Raw genomic sequence first — 22,156 nt, 5'->3', positions numbered from 1 at the left:
ATTGATTGCTATCCGTTCAGCTCGAAATAGGTGGTTAGCTGGATTACATTGTCCACACCCAGTTTTTCAAAAATCTTGGCCTTATAAATACTGACAGACGATGGCGAAAGGTTTAACTGCTCGCTGATAGATTTGGCCGGCACGCCCTTTACCAGGAGCAGCGCGACTTCCAATTCTCTTCCCGAAAGCTTGTCCGAAACGGATTCTTCCGGCCCCTTTGCATTGAACAACTGGCGGAATGCATTTTGCATCACCTCCGCACTGGCATAAGTCTGCCCGCTTAACACCTTGTCTACGGCGTTCTTAAATTCCTCATTGATAGCCGTTTTGGAAATGTAACCATTGGCGCCGGCTTTCAGGAACGGCAATGCATAAAGCTGCTCGTCGTAGCTCGAACAGACCAGGATGGGTATTTCCGGCTGTCTTAACCTGACCGAATGCACCATCCCTACTTTGTCGCCGCCCGGAAGGTTGATGTCCATGATCAGAAGGTCAAACTTTTGCTTTTCGAGCATCGCGATTGTTTTCCGAAAATCTGCGGTACTGGTAATGACCGCGTCGGGCTTATGATCCATCAACAGAAATTGAATACCCGCTAACACCAGCGGGTGGTCCTCAGCGATGATAATCTGGATGCTCATTGTAGTGGGGTCTGAAAAACGTGCAGGGATTGCCTGGCATTAATATATAAAATATTCATAGTACTACTTCGACATGTCACTAAATTTATCAAATAAACTATTAAACTTCTTCAATTCTCTATTCAATTTCTTGTAATGTCAGGATCGTATAAACGAAATACATTTGTTCCATGCCGGATCAATGATATATACTATTGATTCGGACATGTAGACCATGCGAAGGGACTGCAAAAGATTTCATGACGTTGAGTAAGGCAATCATCTCCCGGCTTCGCCGGGAGATATGATTTGAGCCGAAACCTTCCAGATCAAAAACTTCCGAAAAATTATGAACGTAGTACTTATAGACAAGCATCCGGTGTTTCGGACAGGCATCCGCCTGATGCTCGAAAGTCAGCTCAAGAACATCAATACCCTCGAAACCGGATCGATGCATGGCCTTACTACGGCGAACAACCTGGGTGATATCGACATTGTAATCATCGGACTGTCGGAAGAACAGCCCGAAATAGACAAGGTGGTGCTCAAACGGGCGATGAAAAAAAATCCGCTTGCATCATTCATCGTGTATGCTGCGAAACCACGCCTTGAATCGGTGAGATTGCTGATGCGCATGGGCGTAAAAGGGTATCTCAATAAAAATGGCAGCCCCGAAGAGCTGACGATGTGCATGAATGCGGTTGTAGCCGGGCAGCCCTTCTTTTACCATCAGGCCTAGCGGCCAGCATTTACATAAACACGCTGTAAACTTATCCTATATGAACGTAGCACTCGTTGATGAGCACCCGGTGTTTCGGACCGGCGTCCGCGCCTTGCTCAAAAGCCAGTTCGACAACATCGCTACCCTGGAAATCGGGTCCATGCAAGACCTGGAAAAGGTTACACAGCTGGAAATTTTCGACATCATTATCATTGGCCAGTCTGAGGAACATCCCGAAATAGACTATCCCGTTCTGAAAAGGCTTATGAAAAAAAATCCCCTTACCTCGTTCATCGTCTACGCCAGCGCGCCCGACCAAAAGCTGGCACGCTCACTGGTTCGCACGGGCGTGAAGGGCATACTAACCAAACACGCCTGCCCGACCGAACTTGTCACTTGTATACGTTCGGTGCTCTCACATAATCCCTACCTAAGCCCTCAGATGCTTGCTAATCTTAAAATTAAGGAAGCAAACGCTGGTCACTAATACGATCCGACACAGGCCGAAGCCGGATATTTTAAAACCAAATAATATTCTATGAAAACAAATCTACGCTTTTCAATACCCCTATTGGTAGTGGTATTTATATGTTCCTTTGGATTTACCATTCCAATGCGTTCGATGCTGACCAAGCTTGCCAAGCCTGGACAAGCAGCTGTCGGACCAGCCAGAACAGCCATGGACGCCTGTGACCCGCTTGACCCGGGATTTGTCGATACGGATACAGATGGCATCGGAAATGCCTGTGATCTGGATGATGATAATGACGGGATTCTGGATACAGATGAATGCGTTTCCTCAACTTTCTTTTGGTCAAGCGCGCCGGTGGTTGCCGGTAATACGGCAACAGGGACGATCAACGGCATTGGGTATACCTATACGTCATCGCAGCTGGTGGAAACAACGACCACTATGTTCGGCCATGTGACAATTCCAGCCTCATATGGTGTTCCGAATCTAAATCCGACGATTAAGAATACCCTGGCAACCAGCAACACACTGGCATTCGCTAGTCCCATGACCAATCCAATTCTGGTGTTCACTTCTATCGGGCGGGCGGGATTTCCGGTTGGCGTTACGTTTGGTGCGCCCGTTGATGTACTTTGGTCGCAAGCAGTGGTACAAAATACGCCCACGAGCATTACCGGGGCAGAAGGCTACGCGATTGTGAGAATGACCGGCACATTTAGCAGCATCAGTTTCAATTACACCGCAGCTGAAAACTGGGTAAACTTTGCTTTCGGAGCCGATGTACCGGTCGCTTGTGATTTTGATGGGGACGGACTTGCCGATCAGCTGGATTTGGACAGCGACAACGACGGCTGCAAGGACGTAGTGGAGGCCGGAGGCGCAGATTCCGACGGCGACGGTATCCTAGGTACAGGCATTCCGGCCGTAGATGCGACCGGCAAAGTAACGGGCCAAGGCGGTTATGCGGGAAATTCTCCAAATAATCAGTCTGCAACGCAATTGGTGGTTAACACCCCACCCGGGAACCAGTCTGTCCTGAGTGGTACCAATACGAGCTTTACAGTTGCGGCAACAGCGACAAGCACCACCGCCTATACCGGTTCTACACCAAACTACGCTGATCCCGCAGCCACCAATGTCTCCGGCACGATCAGCTACCAATGGCAGGAGGACACCGAGTCCGGTTTCGCCAATATCACCGATGGCGGCATTTATAGCGGGGCTACTACTGCCACGCTGACGCTCACGGGACTGCCAATGGCTAAAAATGGTGCCAACTACCGGGTGCTGATGACACATCCCAACAATGTGTGCATTGCCGAGCAGCGCACGGCGGCTTTGACGGTCATCAGTGATAATGATAGCGATGGTGTAGCGGATACCGATGATGTGGATGATGATAATGACGGCATATTGGATGCCGTGGAATGTAATGCCGCTTCGAATGGCTTTTTTGAATCTCCTAATATACAAGGTTATTCAGGTCCGTTAGCTTCCGCAGCCGGAGCTGACGGTGAGACTGATTGGGTGTCCGGTTTCACCTCTGTAAATGGTTGGGCAGTTCTAAGTGGTACTATAGATATATCAAGAGATTTCAATAGTGCTTCATCGGGAGCGCAATCCATTGATTTATATGGCCAATCACATGGAACAATACAGCAGGTTTTCAATGTTGGGTCTGCTGGAACTGCCTATAAATTCAGTATTGATTATTCCAGCTTCGATGTTAATGCAAGAGCAACGGTGCGCGTTGATGGTATACTAAACACGACCTTGGCCAACCCTACGCCTCCGGTGGCCCTGGGTAATGGAGCAGGCCATCCATCCTATACGTTTGGTTGGCATGTTTATACTTTTTCCGGAATTTCAACTGGTAGTACTGTTACAATAACCTTTACCAGTACTGTCGTTGGGAGTTTCGGGACGGGCATATCCATCGACAATTTTAATTTTGAATTTTGCGGTGACACCGATGGCGACGGAACCCAAAATTACCTGGATCTGGACAGCGATAACGACGGGTGCTTCGATGTTGTAGAAGCGGGTGGATTGGATGGTGACGGCGATGGGACCCTGGGAACAGGTGCACCAACCGTAGACGCAAGTGGCAAGGTCGTAGGTCAGGGTGGCTATACAGGCAATGATGAAAATGCGTACGTAGCAACACAGCTGGTGGTTAACACCCCTCCCGGAAATCAGTCTGCTCAAAGCGGCGACAATGTGAATTTCACCGTTGCGGCAACAGCGACAAGCACCACTGCCTACACCGGTTCCACGCCTAATTATGCTGATCCGAGCACTACCAATGTTTCCGGCGCGATCAGCTACCAATGGCAGGAGGACACCGGGTCGGGTTTTACCAACATCACCAATGGCGGTATTTACAGCGGAGCTACTACTGCCACGCTCGCGCTCACGGGAGTGCCCCTGGCTAAAAATGGTGCCAACTACCGGGTATTAATGACACATCCCAACAATGCATGCATTGCCGAGCAGCGCACGGCCACTTTGACCGTCTCAGGCTGTATGATGGATATTGGCGGGGTTGTTTACAATGATGCCACAGGGATCACTGACGGCCTGGGCGGGACTGCTGCGGATGGTTCATCAATGGGCTTGTACGTGACTTTGGTATCGGGGCTCAATCAGCGTGTGACGGCCGTGAGCGCATCGGGAACCTTCCTGTTTACCAGTGTTCCCTCAGGCGCCCACAAGCTGGTATTGGGCACCAGTCCAACCGGCTCCACGGTTTCGCAGATCCCGGATGGCTATTTTATCCTCGGTGAAGGAGGCGGAGTAGTGTCCGGAAGCGCAGAACCGGACGGTACCGCCGATGGCATGATAAGCTTTACCGCCGATTGTAGCGGAAGCGTGCAGGACAATGTCCGTATAGCCGCGGACGTCAGCTACCTGAACAACAACTTTGTCATTTCAACCGAAGACCCGCTACCGGTTACGCTTGTCTCGTTTGGTGTTTCGACTCAGGAGGAGCATGTAAGGCTGAGTTGGGCGACTTCATCCGAGGTCAAAAGTGATCAGTTCGAAATCCAGCGTAGTGCTGACGGAAAGAAATGGTCGGCGCTCGGAACAGTAAAAGCGAAGGGCGAAAGTTCGACGAGGAAAGAATACACCTATCTGGACGAACAACCGAAAGCGGGTGATAACTTCTATCGGCTTAAAATGATCGACCAGGATCAGACATTCGCGTACAGCAGCATCAAAAACATCAAAATGGATGGTGGCGCCCATGTGGTCGTTTATCCAAACCCGGCGGAAAATGACCTGACGGTAAGGATAAGCGACTGGAATCGCGTTAGATCCGTTACCGGCATCGACATCAATGGTAACAAGCTGTATGAGCACGGGCGGCCAAAATCGGAAGTAATTAACATCCAGAAGTTAGGAAAGGGTGTACGTGTGTTGAAGGTCCTTTACGAGGACGGTTCGGCCAAAGCGATTAAAATTGTTCGGCAATAGCGTGTAAAATGTAGCCACTCCAAGCTAAATGCCGTTCATGAGGTCGGGACGATTTAGCTTGGAGCAATTAGTTTATTTGTCTGGTCACAATAAGACCTGCTCAATTGTATGCCAAGGGTCTGACATTTTCCCTCTCATGCATACGGTTGAGGTAGAGTTTCCGGGACGTAGGTGAACGATTAGGGCATTCACATTCATAAACTTACAGGATTGCAGTAAGGCTATTCAGCGTAATTCAGTTGCGTATATCGGGGAGCGCCATTACAAAAATTGAATTGTCGAGCTAAAAACTTCAAGGTCAACAATTTTAATTTAATGCCGGGCCAAAGTTATATTTTGCATGTTTTTCTCTATTATTGCCAGGTATAAGCCTCAGAAATTCAGACTATTATTTCTGAGCCCTGTCCGCTAGAGGTGGATACGTAAAGCAAAGCTCGACCCGGCCATTATGAACAAAAATCTGAAAGATTCCTGTATCCCGACTGCTGTTTTCTCGTCTCCAATACCTAGGTGCGAGCCATGAGAAGTGCCCTCTTCCAGATCGTTCTGATATGTTTATGCGGTTTCCTGACCTGCCCCGCGAGAAGCCAGGAACATGCTCCGCAGGAATATTGGTTGCAGCATTTTACCGATGACAACGGTCTGCCTCAAAATAGCGTCAAAGCCATCGCCCAAGACAAAAACGGGTTTATATGGTTGACTACCGAGGATGGTCTGGTTCGATTCGACGGCCATCGCTTTATCACGTTTGACAGATCTGTAATCCCTGTTTTGACAAACCGCATCCGCGGGTTCGTTCCCTCCATCGCCGGCGGGCAAGCGCGACATGAGTTTTATGCATTATCTGAAAGGAACGAGTACATTGGTGTGCTCGCAAACGGTCTGGCGTCTGTGGATACGACCTTTTACGAGGACTATCTAAATCGCAACCCGCGCGCGCGTGGCGACAACGGGCCCAACACCATGCTCGCAAGCATTCCTGTTCCGCCCCTTCCCAATCCGTTTGCGAAACATTACTTCGTGGCCGCAGACAACCAAACGCATTATATCTGGGAAGAGGACCGGGTAGTATGTTTTCAATTTGGCAAACCTGTTTTTACCATCAATAAGTCCTTCCGTAACTTTATTTTGATAGGCAAAAAGCCATACGGAGTGGATAGCAGTGGAAATTTCAAAGCGATAGGCAAGATTTCCAGAGATGCTGACATCACCGGGGACATTACTTTGAACCCGCATTACCATACCAAAACAAACCGCCCCCGGCTGTTCTGGAATAATATCTCGCGACAGGCATTTCTATACCTGAATAACTGCCTTTATCTTCTCAATCCGACAGGTAACGGAAACCTCGATACCAAGATGATTTTAAGCGATTTCGATTTCGACAACCTTTATATAGCCGCGATATATTTTGACGAACAGAGCCGTTTCCTTTTTCTCGGAAGTACGACAAAAGGATTGTTTTTGCTAAAAAGGAAGAATTTTCAAACACACAAATTGCCTTCCGATAACGCCGATAATGTCTATTACGCACAGTTACCGGTGCGAGGCAGAGCGGTGCTGACGGCACAAGGGTACATCTTCAGCCCGGATGGCACGGATGTTACCGCAAAAAAGGTCTCCTCTTTCATGGAGAAGTTTGGATATAAATTCGCCATGGCTCAGAACTGGGATAGCACCTTCTGGTTTGGTATCGGTTCGAATTTGTACAAACTCGATCAGACCGGACAAAAAATCCTCGCTTATGTAAAAATGCCCGATTCGGCGAGTTCACTCTACGTCGACCCAACAGGCAGATTGTGGATAGGCTGTGACAGCAACGCCTTATATATTCTTGACGAGTCCAAGGGAAAATATACGCCGCGACGGAAGTTCACGCTGGCTTCCAAAGGGGTCATGATCATAGACAGGGAAAATGCCGACACCTTATTACTGGGCATGTCGACGGGCCTCTACCGGCTTAACACCCGCACGGGTATTTCCCGGCTCGTCACATCACTTGATAATGCGACGATCCGCAGCTTCTACACTACCCCGGAAGGCACCTGGATCACGACATACGGTAGCGGATTTTACCTGCTTAATCAAAACAAACTCGTTCGGTTCCCACTGGACAAAGACCGTTTTTTGGCGACCTCCCATTGCATCGTTGAGGACAGGAATGGTTTTTTCTGGATTACGACCAACCGGGGCCTTTTTCAGGTTGCTAAAAAGAGACTGCTGGATTACGCTGTTGACAACCGGAAGCCGGTATTTTACTTATACTACGATAAGCAAGGCGGCTTCGAAACCAATGAGTTCAATGGTGGCTGCCAACCTTGCGCTTTGGCGTTGGCTGACGGCACGGTTTCTCTTCCGTCCATGGACGGGCTCGTATGGTTCAAGCCGGAAACAAATTCCCCCGAACTTCCGGACAAAGGCATTTTCATCAATGCAATCAGGGAAGACGACAGGGAGCTCGTTGTGCAAGAAAAGCTAAAAATATCCCGCGACTTCGAACAATTGCGTTTCACGATTGCAACGCCCTACATGGGAAATAGCCGGAACATTCAAATGCAATATTCGCTATCCGGGGAAGGAAGAGCCGAGAAATGGACGCCGGTCAATGCGGATTTGATCATTCCGATATCGAAAGTTCCTTATGGTGATTATGTGCTGACAATACGCAAGGTAAGCGGGTTCAAGGCCAACGACTACATCTACAAGACCGTGCGCTTCCATATTCCGCCTGCCTGGTATGAAACCTGGTGGTTTAAGGTGCTGATGGTTTTGGCGATGGCTGGGTTATTTTTTGTTTCTGTGCGGTTAAGAAGTGCCCGCCTGGTCAAAAAAGAACGGGAAGCCAACATGATACGCCACTACCGGGTGCTCAGCCAGATCATCGCAGCTGTTAACCATGACATTCAGACGCCATTACACTATATCGGATTTTCACTCAAACAATTCAATACGTTTGTGCACAAGCATGTCGCCACCGATCCGCTCATTGTGCGCATGAGCGACGAAACGCTCAGCACCTCCCAAAGACTGAACACACTTACCAAAAACATTTTGGATTATATCAAATTGCAAAGCAGGTCCCCGTCCGAGCGCTTGCATTTGGCAGACGTTAATACTTATCAGCTCGTCTCGACGGTCTCCGAGCTGTTTGCAGGGATTGCAATTCACAGGGAAGTAACAATCACGAACACGGGCGATCAAACGCTTACCGTATTCAGTGATCCTAATCTGCTTTCTATTATCATCCACAACCTGATTGATAATGCATTGAAGATGAGCCAATCCCAGATTAAGATATCCTCTCATACGGCTGGCGGACTAAAACGGATAACCATTGAAGACGACGGCGGCGGAATGCCGCAGAATATGCTACACTGGCTGAATAAAAATTACAAATCATACGAAGATTGGCTGCATGCCTCGCAAAACCCCGACCAGAAAGGAATTGGCCTCGTTATTGTGAAAGATTTATGCGTGCTGCTTGGAATAGAAATCTCTGTATCCTTGCCGACTGAAAAGAATACAGCGGTTGTATTGACATTTACAATTGAAAAATGAGGTTGTTAACGTGTTTACTTGTCTTTGCCAATGGCATTTCCGCCCATTTACCAGATACGCGGACTATTTTTAGTTATCGCAGCGCTTCTTTTTCCAGGCGTGAATGCAATTGCCCAGCATATATCGAAGTTTTCCGTAAGGCATTTCACCGCCCTTGGTTGCCATGAGATGGTTGGTTGCTGATATGGTAAACCACAGGATAATAAAAGACAAACGGTTATAGAAAATTTCTATATAAAACCTCATTTTAATATTACCAAAACAGTCATAAGGTAAGCTCAGAAAGATATTCCGCAGTAATAGAACGGCCCATGCTGTGTAATAAATCCGGCAAACCTTTCGACCGTCGGATGTTCGTTTTTGAACAGTGTTCCGCTCAAAAACGAACGCCCTTACGACACCTCCCGCTTTAAAAACTTCAATTATAGCGAATCAAAGTATGTTTTAATCTCTGGCCTGCCATTTGCTATGCAAAGTGAAAGGATATAAATCTGACCTGATCCGAGCGCATATGAAAGGTACCCAATTGGGCGAATTTGAAGAAGTCGTGTTGCTGACCGTAGCCCTGCTCTACGATAATGCTTACAGCGTGGGGGTTCTGGAAGCGCTCGACGAACACTTGGGACGCCCCATGAGCCTGGGTGTCGTGCACAGGACACTGCAACGCCTGGAAGGGAAGAAACTGGTGGTTTCCAGGTTCGGGGAAGCATCTGCGGAGCGGGGCGGGCGGAGCAAGCGCTTGTTTACAGTCACCTATGAAGGCGAGCTGGCCCTGCGTGAGGCAAGGCGCATCCGTAACAGGCTTTGGGATGGCATTTCAGAAACAGCATTCGGACAATGATATGAAACCCAAAACCTTCCAACCGCCACGCTGGGCCGAACGGCTCATCGAGCGCATTGCCGCAAGCCATTTGCGTGAGGAGATTCTGGGTGATCTTTATGAATTGTTTCAAAAACGAAACAGGCGATTTGGTCTTCCCGCCGCGCAACTGTTATACGTGCTGGACATTATTCTGCTGATACATCCCAGGCTCTGGCGACGTGCGCCCGAGATGGCGCGGCCAAGCCTCTACCCCGCTGATTCTACTACACCCAATCCCATAGCCATGCTTAGTAACTACATCAAAGTCGCATTCAGAAAACTGAACCGTCACAAATCCTACGCGGCCATCAACACCGTGAGCCTCAGCTTGGGCATTGCATGTGCTGTGCTTATTTTTTCTTTGGTAAAATACCACCTGAGCTTCGAGGATTTTCACGCCGGCAAAGACCGGATCTTCCGAATTTACACCGAACTGCATGGTCAAAAGATCCGCTACAACACCGGTGTTCCGAATCCGATGGGCCAGGCATTCCGCTCCGAATATTCGGTTGCAGAAACAGTCGGCCGCATCGCATTTTTGCCCAAACGGGTGGTATCCCTGACGTCCAATAACCGATTTGAGGAAGATATTGCATTCGCTGATCCGGAGTTCTTCACTATTTTCAATTTTCCGCTCATCGAAGGCAGCGCAACTCATGCCTTGCAGGGCCAAAACGCAGCGCTGATTACGGAGCAACTTGCCAGAAAATACTTTGGAAACTCAGATGCCATTGGCCAGACACTCCGGATCGATGACTCGCTAATGGTGCAGGTGACCGGCGTGCTTGCCGACCTGCCTGCCAATACCGACTTCCGTTCACAGATATTTGTGCCATTCGGCAATCTACAACGCCACAGCCCCTGGATGGTCGAAAAAGATTGGTGGATGAGTGTGAATAAGGAAATGCAATGCTTCGTGCGACTTAAACCAGGCATTTCGGCGGCGGCGGTCAACCTCACCGTCCTGCCCGCCATTTCCAATACGCATTATGACAAGGAGGCTTCGAAATACTTCCGTTTCAAACTTCAACCGCTGGCCGATGTGCATTTCAATATGGAATTGCGCGGCAAAACGGATAAGAAAAACCTGTACACTTTTGCCTGGATCGGCTTCTTTCTGGTGCTAACCGCTTGTGTCAACTTTGTGAACCTCGCTACGGCGCAGGCAGTCGCCCGGTCGCGGGAAATTGGTGTGCGTAAGGCGCTGGGAAGTCAACGCGGCGCATTGTTCTGGCAATTCATGACCGAAACGGCGGTTATCGCAACCGGGGCGCTAATGGTCGCGGTCGCCCTGGCATACCTTGCGGTCCCGGTAGTAAATCAGCTTTTTGAAATCCATCTGTCTGTTAACCCAATGAAGGATAGCTACCTGCTTGCATTCCTGGGCACTTTGCTGGTTGTCGTAATATGCTGCTCCGGCGCGTATCCCGGCCTGATCCTTGCCCGGTTCCAACCGGTGGTGGCTTTAAAAGGTAAGCTCACACAAAATTCGCCCGGCGGGTTTTCGCTCCGCAAGGTGCTGGTAGTCGGCCAGTTTGCGATCTCGCAACTGCTAATTATCGGGACGTTGGTGATGGCCAACCAACTTCGCTATTCGCAACAGGCCAATATGGGTTTTGAGAAAAATGCGATCGTTATCGTGCCGGTGCCCGATAATCAAAAGTCTAAAATCAGCTCATTGAAAAGCGAATTGAACAGGCTTCCCGGATTGGAAAAAGTCACATTTTTTGACACGCCACCGGCATCCGAGGCGATTGGCAGCAGCAATATCCAGTTCGATACCCGCCCGGAACAAGAGCAGTTTACGATCGCCATCAAGGCCACTGACGATCAGTATGTGCCGATGTTTGGAATATCCTTGCTGGCCGGCCGGAACCTGAATCCGTCCGATACGGTCCGAGAATATCTACTCAACGAAACGGCCATTACGGCGTTGGGATTGAAAACGATGCATGACGCTATCGGCAAAACTGCAACGATCAACGGCTGGCGGGGAACGGTTGTTGGAGTAGTAAAAGACTTTCACTTCCGTTCCCTGCGCACGGCCATCGAGCCCCTTTGCATGACCACCCGCGGCGAGGTTTACGGCAGTTGCGGGCTAAAAATCAATCTGTCAGGTATGTCATCGACCCTTGCCAGACTGGAAACCGAGTGGGCGAAAATTTACCCGTCATCTATTTTCACATACCGGTTCATGGACGAAGACGTCGAACGGCTCTACAAACTGGATAATATGTTGCTGCGCCTCATTCAGGCATTTGCTGCGGTGGCCATTTTTGTTGGATGTCTCGGGTTATACGGTCTGGTTTCGTTCATGGCAACACAGAAGACAAAGGAAATTGGTGTGCGGAAAGTGTTAGGCGCGAATACCTATAATGTCCTCTGGCTTTTTGGGAAAGAGTTTTTGCAACTACTACTTATTGCATTTACGCTATCGGCGCCTCTCGGATACTGGTTTACAAACAACTGGCTCCGCGATTTTGCATACCATATCGAGCCTGGCCCAGGGATATTTCTGCTGGCCATCCTGATTACTGTGCTGGTGGCATTTTTTACCGTCGGGTTCCGCAGCATCAAGGCGTCGCTGGCTAACCCGATCAAAACGCTGCGATCCGAGTAATGGGCATGAGAAATCGGACTGTTCAAATACGAACGGAACCCCGTTCAATAACGGACATACGATTTTTGAGCACAGCGTTCTTTATTCCCATTTCCGCGATTTCGAACCTGGCAAAGTATTTGTCAGACATTTATGAAACTAATAAATGCTATGAAAGGGACTTACCTGGGCGAGTTTGAGGAAATCGTGTTACTAGCCGTAGCCATACGGACAGGAGATGCGTATGGGGCCACGATTGTCACTGAAATTGAGGATCAGATGGGTCGCACGGTGAGCCTCGGTTCGGTACATACGGCCTTGCATCGTCTGCAAGAAAAGGGCTTGGTTAAATCTGAATTCGGGGGAGTGACCAGTGAGAGAGGTGGGCGCAGTAAGCGGCTTTATGTAGTTACGTCGCTGGGTCGTCGTTCCCTGGAAGAAATGCGGCAAATCCGAAATCAAATGTGGGACACTATACCAAAAATTGCCTGGTCATGAAACAATTCAAACGTGACCACCCCACTCCTCCGGTTTGGGCAACGTCAATTCTTAGAATGTTTTGCAGCGCGTATCTGCTCAATGAATTAGAAGATGATCTGAATCAGCTCTTTCAGGAACGTGTAAGGTCGGTCGGGATACGCAGGGCCAGGTGGCGCTACATCCACGATGTGTTCAGTTTAATGCGTCCGCTTCTTCTCAGGGCAAAGTCAAATAACTACCCAAACCCCAGCCATACATATATGATACACAACTACATAAAGGTTGCTTTCCGCAACCTGGCCAAAAACAGTACTTATTCGGCTATCAATATATTCGGGTTATCTATCGGAATGACCACAGCTATCTTAATCGGCCTCTGGGTGTGGGATGAACTTTCATATAATAAATACCACCGGCATTACGACCGTATTGCGCGCGTCATGCAGCATCAGACCTATAATGGTGTAACCAATACTACGATTGCGACGCCCCTGCCCATGAGAATGGCGCTGCAAAGCGATCACGGCAGTGACTTTACCTACATCGCTTCGTCGTCATGGACAAGGGACTACATTCTGGCATTTGGCAACAAGAAAATTTCCAGAAAGGGTAATTGCGTTGAACCCGATTTCCCGTTGATGATGTCGCTTAAAATGCTGCGGGGCACGGCGGCCAGCTTTGCTAACCCCACATCTGCATTGCTGTCCGAATCCGTCGCAAAAGCCTTGTTTGGAGACGTGGACCCATTGAATAAAATTATCAGGATAGACAATTCGAAACATTTCAAAGTGGTCGGTGTATATGAAGACTTATGATTTGGTATTGGATGATCTGTCTTGCAGTCAAAAAGACCACTTTGGAGCACCGAAATCGGCGGAACATTTAACGGGATCGGGGAATTTCGCATATTAGCTAGGGTTTAAGAATTAGCAAATGATCAAAGGCACGGATGGCAGCAAAGTCTTGACATTAAGTAAAAATATGCACCAGGACGGTACTTTATTAATTATCAGATAATTACAATTAATCCGGTCATTACTTACAGTCGATATTTCGTTGTTTTCTACAAGTCGAACGAGATATCGTCGATGGAGTTGGGGGAACCAATCCTGATATTGGCTGTTAATGTAATGAACGATACAAAACAGCAATGGCCCGACCTAAGAAATTTGATGAAGCTGCCGGCTTGCAAAAAGCCATGGATGTCTTTTGGAAGAAAGGATATGCCGGTACCTCTATTTCCGACCTTACGACCAGTATGGAAATCAATGCGCCGAGCCTGTATGCGACCTACGGCGACAAGCACAAGCTGTTCGTTACCGCCCTGCAAGCTTACTTACAATCGCAGTACGAGTGGATGCGCCAGGCGGTGTCTGAGCAAAAGCCGGTGCGGGAAATCATCCGGTACCTGCTGGCCACGCTGATCGATTCCACTTTGGAAGATCCCGAGCGCCGCGGCTGCTTTATGGTGAACACGATCACCGAAATGGCTAACCAGGATACCCAGGTGTTCAGAATTGCTGCCGACAATGAAAATCACATCCGTTCGGTACTGGCAGAACTGATCCGCAAGGGACAGGCGTCCGGCGAAGTCGCCGCGGACAAAGACGCCGACATGCTTGCCAGTTTCCTGTACATCAATTTCATGGGCGTACGAGTAATAGCTGCTACCAATAGTGATAAGAAACACTTATACAGCGCATTAGACGCCATCCTTTCAGCCATATAAATTTATTTTCAGTTTTATAGTGATCATTACAAAACATATGCGTAGTTTTGTATCGATTATTACAAAACACATAAGCAAACACGATCATGTCAAGATTAGCACATAAAACAGCAGTAGTTACAGGCGGTAACAGTGGTATTGGTTTAGCAACCGTTCAGGCGTTTATCGGGGAAGGCGCCGAAGTTATTTTTACCGGCCGTAATGCCGATGCCAACAAAGAAGCCGAGCAAGCCCTCGGAAGCAAAGCGCACGGTGTCGTTTCAGACGCGGGCAAATGGGAGGATATTCAATCGCTGAAAGCACAGGTGGAAGCGGTTACCCCGAAAGTGGATATTCTCTTCATCAATGCAGGCATCGCGCAGTTTGCGCCGGTGGACCAGGTGAGTGAGGAATTCTTTGATAAGATCCTGGATATCAATTTTAAAGGCGCCTATTTCACGATCCAGGCATTGTTGCCGCTGGTGAATGACGGCGGATCGATTATTTTAAATACTTCGATCAATGCACACGTGGGTATGCCAGGTGCCAGCGTGTACGCGGCATCGAAAGCAGCGCTTCTCACCCTTGCCAAGAACCTATCGGCGGAACTGGTGTCCAGAAAAATCCGCGTAAATGCCATTAGCCCAGGCCCGGTTACGACCCCGCTGCATACGCCCGACAAATTCGGTATTTCCGAAGATGCATTCAAACAGATCGGCGAGAGCATTGCCGCACAGATCCCCGCAGGCCGATTCGGTGCACCCGAAGAAATCGCCAATGCCGCCGTGTATTTCGCTTCCGACGAGTCGCGGTTCCTGCTCGGTACCGAATTGATCATCGACGGCGGAATGGCCACGCTGTAAGGTAACTAATCGATTTTTAAATACTGAAATTCCGCTTGATTCCCAGCTTCTTCATTTTGGAAGCCAGGGTGGTCGGCGGAATTTTCAGTATGGCCGCCGCGCCATCGAACGCGGTCGCCCAATTCAGTTGTGCGGTTTTTTCTTCCTTGCGAACATCGAAATGCGAGAGTGTAACCGGTAGCGGGCCCTCCGACGAGAGCTTAACCACCCAGAAGTCTTCGTCACCAAAAACGTTTTGAGATTTGTCTTGTCCGGCCGGGGATGCAGATCGCCCCCCTACGATAAAGCCGTTGTCGGAAGTTGGCCGAAGACACTCCATCAAATCCGACAAAGGCCCGCCAAAAATGCGGTCCCATAACCGGGTTCCATCTGCACGCAACCGGATAATCCAGAAATCATCCCCCCCCTTGGAGTTCTGAGTTTTGTGCGGTCCGATGCCCGACCAGGAAAACCTCCCACAATATAGCCGCGGTCGGGTAATTGAGATACCGAAGTACACCGTTCACCACCCCCACCACCAAAAGTCTTTTCCCACTGAATCGTGCCGCTGGAAGACATCTTGACAATCCAGAACTCGCCGTAGCCCATAGCCGGGCCGGTTTTATCTCCTCCTGGAAGGGACGTAGAGCCGCCTCCCAGCAAAAATCCGCCGTCCGAAGTCTGACACATGCTATATAAATATTCGCTCAATGCGCCCCCGACAGTCCTATTCCATTGAATGCTGCCACCGGAGGTCAACTTAATTGCCCAGTAATCTTCCTCCCCCCGTGAGCTGCTCGTTTTGTTTCCGCTCACACCCGACCACGTCCAGCCGGCCGGCCACTACATATCCGTTCATCTCGCAAATGTGGGGAATATGTAACACCTTTCTTCCTGTCCACCAAAGCAGCTTTGTTGCCACAAATAATGTGGTAGCTGTGCATTATAACACATTCGACGCCATTAAGATCGATCAGGATCAGGCCAGATTTGCTTATCAAATGAGTGGATTAAACTTTTTTCTTCCGCAGATTGGGGAAACGATTGAAATGACAAGCGCTGGCTGATGGCTTTACGAAGATTGTGGGACAAAGGAGAATAATAAACAGTGATGGTGGTATAAAATGCAGTTCATTACGAAATAACGTCAAGCCGTTTTTGGGCAATTCCCCTTTGGAAGGCAAAACATAAACTTGATTAATTTCTTTCCAACAGCTGAAAAGTTGGATAGGTGGCAACTTGGATTGGGTTCTCTATAGTTTCTTCTCCTTCGAATACGTTGCCGCATTGATAATCAAATCCGCGACCTGCTTTGCTTGGCTTACAAAAACACTGTGGCTTGCCCCTTCCGCTTCCACGGTTTTAATGCTATTCGCCCTTTTGGCATACATACGCTCCAAATCCGGGTTGATGATCCGGTCGGATTTTGCTACCATATACCAGACAGGTTTGGTTTTCCATGCCGGGTTTCGGATGATGGCGTGGAAAACAACGTCGGCAGTGGGTTTTTGAGAATTGGCCATAAAATTTGCCGTTGCCGACGGAAGGTCAGCCGCAAAATCTGCGGCAAACATTTTAGGATCGATGTAGTCCCAGCCGTCCTTTCCCTTGATCAATGATTTATAGGTCGCAGGAAAAGTCTTGCCATTATCGGCCTCCGATTCACCCTCGTCGGGCGCGTGCGCCGCAATGTAAACCAGTCCGGAAACTTTGGCGTTATTGCCCGCGGATGTGATCACCGCGCCACCGTAACTATGGCCTACCAGTATGCAGGGGCCGTCATTTGCGTCTATAATGCGCTGTACCGCAGCCACATCCGCGTCGAATGTAGTCAGCGTTGTCTGGGCAACGCTGACCTTGTAGCCTTTTTTAACTAATATATCATAAACAGGTTTCCAGCCGGAGCCATCCACGAAAGCGCCATGTACCAGCACGACGTTGCTGACCTTGGCCGTTTCCTGCGCAAATAAGCCTGGCCCGGCGACGATCATTAAACAGGCAAGGAATACCACAGGCACCCTGATACAAGAATTTGTGTTCGTTTTCATAGCTGATCTTTTAATGCCTTTATCAAGTAATTATAATGCGCTCAGTTCAACTGCCTGAACTCCGACGGCGTTTTTCCTGTCTTGTGTTTAAATACTTTGGTGAAGTGGGACGGATGCTCAAAACCCAGATCATAAGCAATCTCACTGATATTTTTCCCCGTGCCCCACAGCATGGATTTCGCTTTGTCCACCAGTTGTAGATGAATGTGCTCGATGGTACTCTTGCCCGTGTACCTGTTCAAAAGATCCGACAGATAGTCACTGGACAGGTTCAGCCGTAATGCAAAGTATTTCACATCGGGAAGCCCATCCTCAATCAATGAATCCTTGGAGAAATACTCCACCAGCAGCTGCTCAAAGCTCTGAACAATGTCCTGACTGGGTTTGGACCGCGTAAAAAACTGCCTGTCGTAAAACCGTGTGCAGTAATTCAGGAGCAATTCCAGGTTGTTGACGATCAGCTGCTGCGAATGCTTGTCGATATTTTGCGAATACTCCGTCCTGACATTCTCGGCGCATTGCCGCAGTGTTTTCTTTTCACCTTCGGACAAATGAAGCGCTTCGTTGGCGTCGTACTGGAAAAACGAGTACGCATGCATCTTTTTGCCCAAATCTGTCCGGTAAAGTAAATCGGGATGGAAAAACAGCCCCCAGCCCTCGTCATAAGACAGGTATCGCTGCGTAGTAACAGCCTGGCCGGGAGCAGTAAATACGAGCGTGCCTTGGTCAAAATCATAAACAGACCGGCCATAACCCATCGATCCTTTCAATTGTTTGAGGTAAACCGCGTAAAATCCCAGCCGGAAAGCAGTTTCTTTTTCCGGGAAGTTATCCCTGCTGATCTCCTGAAGTTGCAGGAAAGAAACCAGGGGATGTTGGGGCGGATCGCATCCATAGAGTTTATGGAGCCCGCCGATAGTATTGATATCTACAAAAGACTGCTGCATGGCTCATTCACGGGTCTTTAACTAAATTACTCAAAAACGCATTTACACACTAATCACCCGCCCGTTAATGATTCCAAATATCGCCCGCTCATAGGCAATCGCCACCTGGCTGGCGGCAACCGGGACAAAGCCGGGAAAGTAAGGGTGATACGCCGGAGATTCCGCCAGTACCGTAGGGCTAATGCAGTTGATCCGGATGCCGCGCGGCATTTCATGCGCGGCCGCTTTGACAAACCCCTCAACCGCGCCGTTTACCATGGTACCGATAACGCCACCTAATATGGGTTCGTTGGTCAGCACGCCCGAAATCAACGCGAATGCGCCCTTGTCGGCGATATACGGCAATGCTGTCCGCACCAGATTTACCTGTCCCAACATCTTGTTGCCTATTGAAAAACCAATGCTTTCATCTGTGATCTCTTCAAGCGGATGCGAAGCCACGTCTCCGGCCGCATTGGCGATGGCGTCGAAATGCTTTACTGCCTTAAAAACAGCTTCCATGCTCGCGACGTCTGTAATGTCTGCTTTGTAGTCGCCTGACGAACGGCCGACACGTACGACTTGATGGCCTTCCTGCTCGAATCTCGCCGAGACCGCGGTACCTATCGTGCCGCTGGCCCCGAATACGATGATTGTTCGTTTCATGATCGAATGTTCTTTAGTTAGTGACACCTAGATATAAATGCCGCCGGAAACCTCTATACGCTGCGCATTGACAAAACGGCTGTCTTCCGAAAGCAGGGATGCCACGAAAGCACCTACGTCATCGGCCAGCCCGAGTCGCCCGAGCGCCGTCATCGAAGCGATCTGATTGCGGTGGCTCTCATCGCCCTTCCCTCCCCCGAATTCGGTGTCGATAGCACCCGGCGCCACACTGTTCACACGAATTCTCCGCGCAGCATATTCCTTCGCAAAGTAGCGCGTAAGGCCTTCGGTCGCCGCTTTGAGCGCCCCGTATACCGCAACGCCTGGAAATGCAAATCGTGCGAGGCCGGACGAAATATTTACAATCTGACCGCCGTCGGTGATCAGAGGCATAAGTCTCTGTGTCAGGAAAAATACCCCTTTAAAATTGGTATCGACCAGTTCATCGAAGATTTCCTCAGTAGTGTCCTGAATGAGCGTTCGCTGGGCAATGCCTGCATTGTTCACCAGATAGTCGAAGTCGTTCCTGTCCCATTCAGTTTTAAGTACCTGCGAAACCTGAACGGCAAAGTCGCCGAAAGAGGCAGTTTTAGAAGCGTCCAGCTGCAACGCGACTGCTTTACCACCGGCACCTTTGATCGTATCGACTACGGCATTTGCCTGATTAGCATTGCTGTTGTAGGTCAAAATGACTCCGATGCCGCGTTTGGCTAGATGAAGGGCGATGCTTTTCCCGATCCCACGGCTGCCGCCGGTTACCAGGACAATTTTAGATTCGTTTGTTGTGCTCATTGCTATTTTGTTTAAGTACATAGCAAATTTCCGCACAGCGCGGGTAAGCGGCTTGCAACTTTCCGGGCAGTACTTATAGATTTCCGGTTTGTTCAGTTATTTCCGAATCCTTCTTTGCTGGAAATCTTTACCTCCTCGCCAACATACGGAAAAGGCTCCCGATGCTCCTGCGGCCGTTCTGGGCGACACGCGCTCCTAGCGCATCGAATCAGGCAGAACCAGTGTCTTATTCCAGTAACAGGCACTTATGAGCATCGCGCGATCCAAGGCTGGGCTAGGAAAGTCCCCTCCTACATCTGGCCTAAAGATCGAAAGATGCAGTTTTTGCCTGGGCTTTTTTAGATCATCGAGTCGATTGGATCAGATGGTGAAAAAAGACAGAGTGTTAGCTTTGGAATGCTTACTCGGACAGCCAATGAGCTTATGGCAAACATCCATAACGACGGAGAATTCCGTCTTTGCGTCAGGTGAAACCAACGCAACTCAAATCATTAAGTGAAACTTCTCACAACAAGATTTGAGAAAGACTGCGACAAGTAATTCGTGTGAGTCACTTAAAAGCATACACGAGAGTTATTGCAGGTTTAAGGCTCGCGTCAAAAAGCGCCGAAATCTTCTCACCGCCCAGCAATGTCGCGTTCTCTGATTTATTATTTGGAAAGCTACTATACCCTACCGTCATCCCAGCCAGTTTTGCATGTAAAAGCCAGCGCCTTCCGAAAATATAGGCTAAACCAAAGCTTCCATCGGCCGAATAAGTATTCGTAGCACCGACTCCGCCCATTATCCGGCTGTAACCTGTGCCCACTTCCCAATAAGGTACCAAGCGCATATCACTCAGGTACTTTCTCAAATAAGGGCGTAATCCAAAAGACCAAGGCTTTTTCGAGCCATTACTCATCACTCCTACGGAAACCTGGTCATTTATAGCACTATCACGAAAACCAACTGTAAAATCTGTTCCTATCAGAATCCTGTCTGAAATAAAAACACCTGTCCCGACCCGCACCAGCGTTCCCGAATTTTCATAATACTCACTCACTTCCTGGTCATAACTGCGCGTTTCATCATAACTAAACTTGAAAGTACCTGACAAGATCCATCGCCCCGGTGACAAAACACCGTCCATGGATTTGACCTGCCTGGCATTATCACCATTAGAAGCGATTACTAAGCCGAGTTGTAGCCTTTCAAATGAAGCAGGATAGACATTCGATATTGCCGCGGCTTCGATGGATAAACGTTTGTTGATGGGATACAGAATGCCAAGACGTGCTTGGGGTACAATGCCGAAAGCTTTATACTTATAATCAGAGTATCTTACACTTTCATCCTCAAAATAGACCTTTTGTGAAGATCGGGAGAGATTTAATCCCGCCCCTGCATAGACAAAGAATGGCGAGACTTTCCAATATTTTCTGATCTGGGGTATAACTGACAATTCATGTCCTCGTCCGGGTCTTGATGCACCGTTCTCAACAAAGTTCATCGACTGGGAAAAGTATCGGTGGTTTAATTCGATACCAATCGCCAGGCCAGGCTTTGTAAAATGATGTATTTCTAAACCTAAGCGTGGGTTCCAGGTTGCAGTTTTAGATCCGGGCTGCGAGAAATTCCAATAATCGACGGACAAATTACCTGAATAAATATTGTGTCCTTTTTCCACCTGCGCAAACGCATCTAGGATTGTCAACAAAAAAATGGCAGTGTATAGAAATTTCATATACAAAAAGTAGAAGTTGATTGTAAGGTCAAATAACAAAATGATGCAATATCGTTACCCGCTGAGCGTACAATTTTGACTTAGCATCTCGGTTGAGCCGGAAATGGGCATTCAATGTCATACTGCTTCGGCGAACTCCTACGCGAGCAACCCACCCAGTTGCCAAATTTGAGAAGTAAGGATGATTCCAGTTCCGAAAATCAAAATGAGAGTAGCGGCTTCGGAAATTAACAATCCTATCTGCTTTCAGACCAGCATCGATATTAATCCTAAGTTTCGATTTTAGCGGCAAGTAGCCCCTTCCAACTAACGATAGCGACATGGAACGATGCCATTCCTGATATTCTCGCCCACCACCAACTTTAATATACCATCCGGAAAAAAACTCTTCATCTATCCTCACTGAATGATAATCCAATCTGGAAGACACCGCCAGAAAGCTATGAATTTTCCGTTCTACCCAAATACCTACGCCACCAGCAATTGCTGATTTGACCGATCCTTTAGATGCAGTATTAGGCCGGTCAACATACAAAGTGTTATACGTCATATTATAACGCTCGATCGAATTATGAGCAGACAATCCGTAGTTCCATCGAGCTTGCCCCTGGGACATACACTGACAGGTCGGTATAATGATAAGCGCAATGGAAAAATGCGGC

General features: G+C 48.7%; 18 protein-coding genes and 1 pseudogene. 11 read left to right on the top strand and 8 right to left on the bottom strand.

Features of this window, described 5'->3' with window-relative positions; genetic code table 11:
• Positions 1–8 precede the first annotated feature (8 nt).
• A complete protein-coding gene (locus tag BMW93_RS17320) occupies positions 9–641 on the bottom strand; it encodes a response regulator transcription factor (protein WP_090378769.1) in 633 nt (210 codons plus the stop codon).
• Between the two features lie 328 nt (positions 642–969).
• Between BMW93_RS17320 and BMW93_RS17315 the strand changes: the two genes are divergently transcribed.
• The 11 genes and pseudogenes from BMW93_RS17315 (at position 970) to BMW93_RS17270 (ending at position 15,360) form a co-directional block, all read left to right on the top strand.
• Positions 970–1,359, top strand: a complete 390-nt coding sequence (locus BMW93_RS17315) for a response regulator transcription factor (RefSeq protein ID WP_090378766.1) — start codon at positions 970–972, stop codon at positions 1,357–1,359.
• A 40-nt stretch (positions 1,360–1,399) separates the two neighbouring features.
• Positions 1,400–1,828, top strand: coding sequence for a response regulator transcription factor (locus BMW93_RS17310; RefSeq protein WP_090378764.1), 429 nt, complete (start codon positions 1,400–1,402; stop codon positions 1,826–1,828).
• Between the two features lie 51 nt (positions 1,829–1,879).
• Positions 1,880–5,290, top strand: coding sequence for a hypothetical protein (locus tag BMW93_RS17305; protein ID WP_143061668.1), 3,411 nt, complete (start codon positions 1,880–1,882; stop codon positions 5,288–5,290).
• Between the two features lie 519 nt (positions 5,291–5,809).
• A complete protein-coding gene (locus BMW93_RS17300) occupies positions 5,810–8,848 on the top strand; it encodes a two-component regulator propeller domain-containing protein (RefSeq protein WP_090378758.1) in 3,039 nt (1,012 codons plus the stop codon).
• 511 nt (positions 8,849–9,359) lie between these two features.
• Positions 9,360–9,689: a helix-turn-helix transcriptional regulator gene (locus BMW93_RS17295; protein ID WP_090378755.1), complete on the top strand. Its 330-nt coding sequence runs from the start codon at positions 9,360–9,362 to the stop codon at positions 9,687–9,689.
• A complete protein-coding gene (locus tag BMW93_RS17290) occupies positions 9,658–12,330 on the top strand; it encodes an ABC transporter permease (protein ID WP_229240532.1) in 2,673 nt (890 codons plus the stop codon). Before BMW93_RS17295 ends, BMW93_RS17290 begins: the two co-directional genes overlap by 32 nt.
• A 150-nt stretch (positions 12,331–12,480) precedes the next feature.
• Positions 12,481–12,807, top strand: a complete 327-nt coding sequence (locus BMW93_RS17285; RefSeq protein WP_090378752.1) for a PadR family transcriptional regulator — start codon at positions 12,481–12,483, stop codon at positions 12,805–12,807.
• Positions 12,804–13,004: pseudogene (locus BMW93_RS36290) on the top strand (permease prefix domain 2-containing transporter); the annotation flags it as partial. The gene BMW93_RS17285 and the pseudogene BMW93_RS36290, both read left to right, overlap by 4 nt.
• Positions 13,005–13,049: 45 nt before the next feature.
• Complete coding sequence (locus tag BMW93_RS17280) at positions 13,050–13,604, top strand: ABC transporter permease (RefSeq protein ID WP_090378750.1); 555 nt, start codon at positions 13,050–13,052, stop codon at positions 13,602–13,604.
• Between the two features lie 335 nt (positions 13,605–13,939).
• Positions 13,940–14,518 (top strand): TetR/AcrR family transcriptional regulator, encoded by a 579-nt coding sequence (locus BMW93_RS17275; protein ID WP_090378747.1) that lies wholly within the window; start codon positions 13,940–13,942, stop codon positions 14,516–14,518.
• A gap of 86 nt (positions 14,519–14,604) precedes the next feature.
• Entirely contained in the window at positions 14,605–15,360 is a 756-nt protein-coding gene (locus BMW93_RS17270; RefSeq protein WP_090378744.1) for an SDR family oxidoreductase, read from the top strand.
• Positions 15,361–15,376: 16 nt separating this feature from the next.
• On the opposite strand, the gene BMW93_RS35205 is transcribed toward BMW93_RS17270, so the two are convergent.
• From BMW93_RS35205 to BMW93_RS35200, 7 genes are all read right to left on the bottom strand, one after another.
• Entirely contained in the window at positions 15,377–15,679 is a 303-nt protein-coding gene (locus tag BMW93_RS35205; RefSeq protein ID WP_143061667.1) for a hypothetical protein, read from the bottom strand.
• A 913-nt stretch (positions 15,680–16,592) separates the two neighbouring features.
• A complete protein-coding gene (locus tag BMW93_RS17255) occupies positions 16,593–17,387 on the bottom strand; it encodes an alpha/beta fold hydrolase (RefSeq protein WP_218147702.1) in 795 nt (264 codons plus the stop codon).
• A 41-nt stretch (positions 17,388–17,428) separates the two neighbouring features.
• On the bottom strand, positions 17,429–18,334 hold the full coding sequence (locus BMW93_RS17250) for an AraC family transcriptional regulator (RefSeq protein WP_090378736.1): 906 nt from the start codon (positions 18,332–18,334) through the stop codon (positions 17,429–17,431).
• Between the two features lie 42 nt (positions 18,335–18,376).
• On the bottom strand, positions 18,377–18,979 hold the full coding sequence (locus BMW93_RS17245; protein ID WP_090378733.1) for a short chain dehydrogenase: 603 nt from the start codon (positions 18,977–18,979) through the stop codon (positions 18,377–18,379).
• 27 nt (positions 18,980–19,006) lie between these two features.
• Positions 19,007–19,771 (bottom strand): SDR family NAD(P)-dependent oxidoreductase, encoded by a 765-nt coding sequence (locus BMW93_RS17240; protein WP_090378730.1) that lies wholly within the window; start codon positions 19,769–19,771, stop codon positions 19,007–19,009.
• 550 nt (positions 19,772–20,321) lie between these two features.
• Positions 20,322–21,494, bottom strand: a complete 1,173-nt coding sequence (locus tag BMW93_RS17235) for a hypothetical protein (protein ID WP_143061666.1) — start codon at positions 21,492–21,494, stop codon at positions 20,322–20,324.
• A 28-nt stretch (positions 21,495–21,522) separates the two neighbouring features.
• A complete protein-coding gene (locus tag BMW93_RS35200; protein WP_143061665.1) occupies positions 21,523–22,110 on the bottom strand; it encodes a hypothetical protein in 588 nt (195 codons plus the stop codon).
• Positions 22,111–22,156 lie beyond the last annotated feature (46 nt).

Source organism: Dyadobacter sp. SG02, assembly GCF_900109045.1.
GTDB lineage: Bacteria > Bacteroidota > Bacteroidia > Cytophagales > Spirosomataceae > Dyadobacter.
The sequence above is the reverse complement of the archived record's forward strand: the minus strand, read 5'-3'. Positions and strand labels throughout refer to the sequence as shown.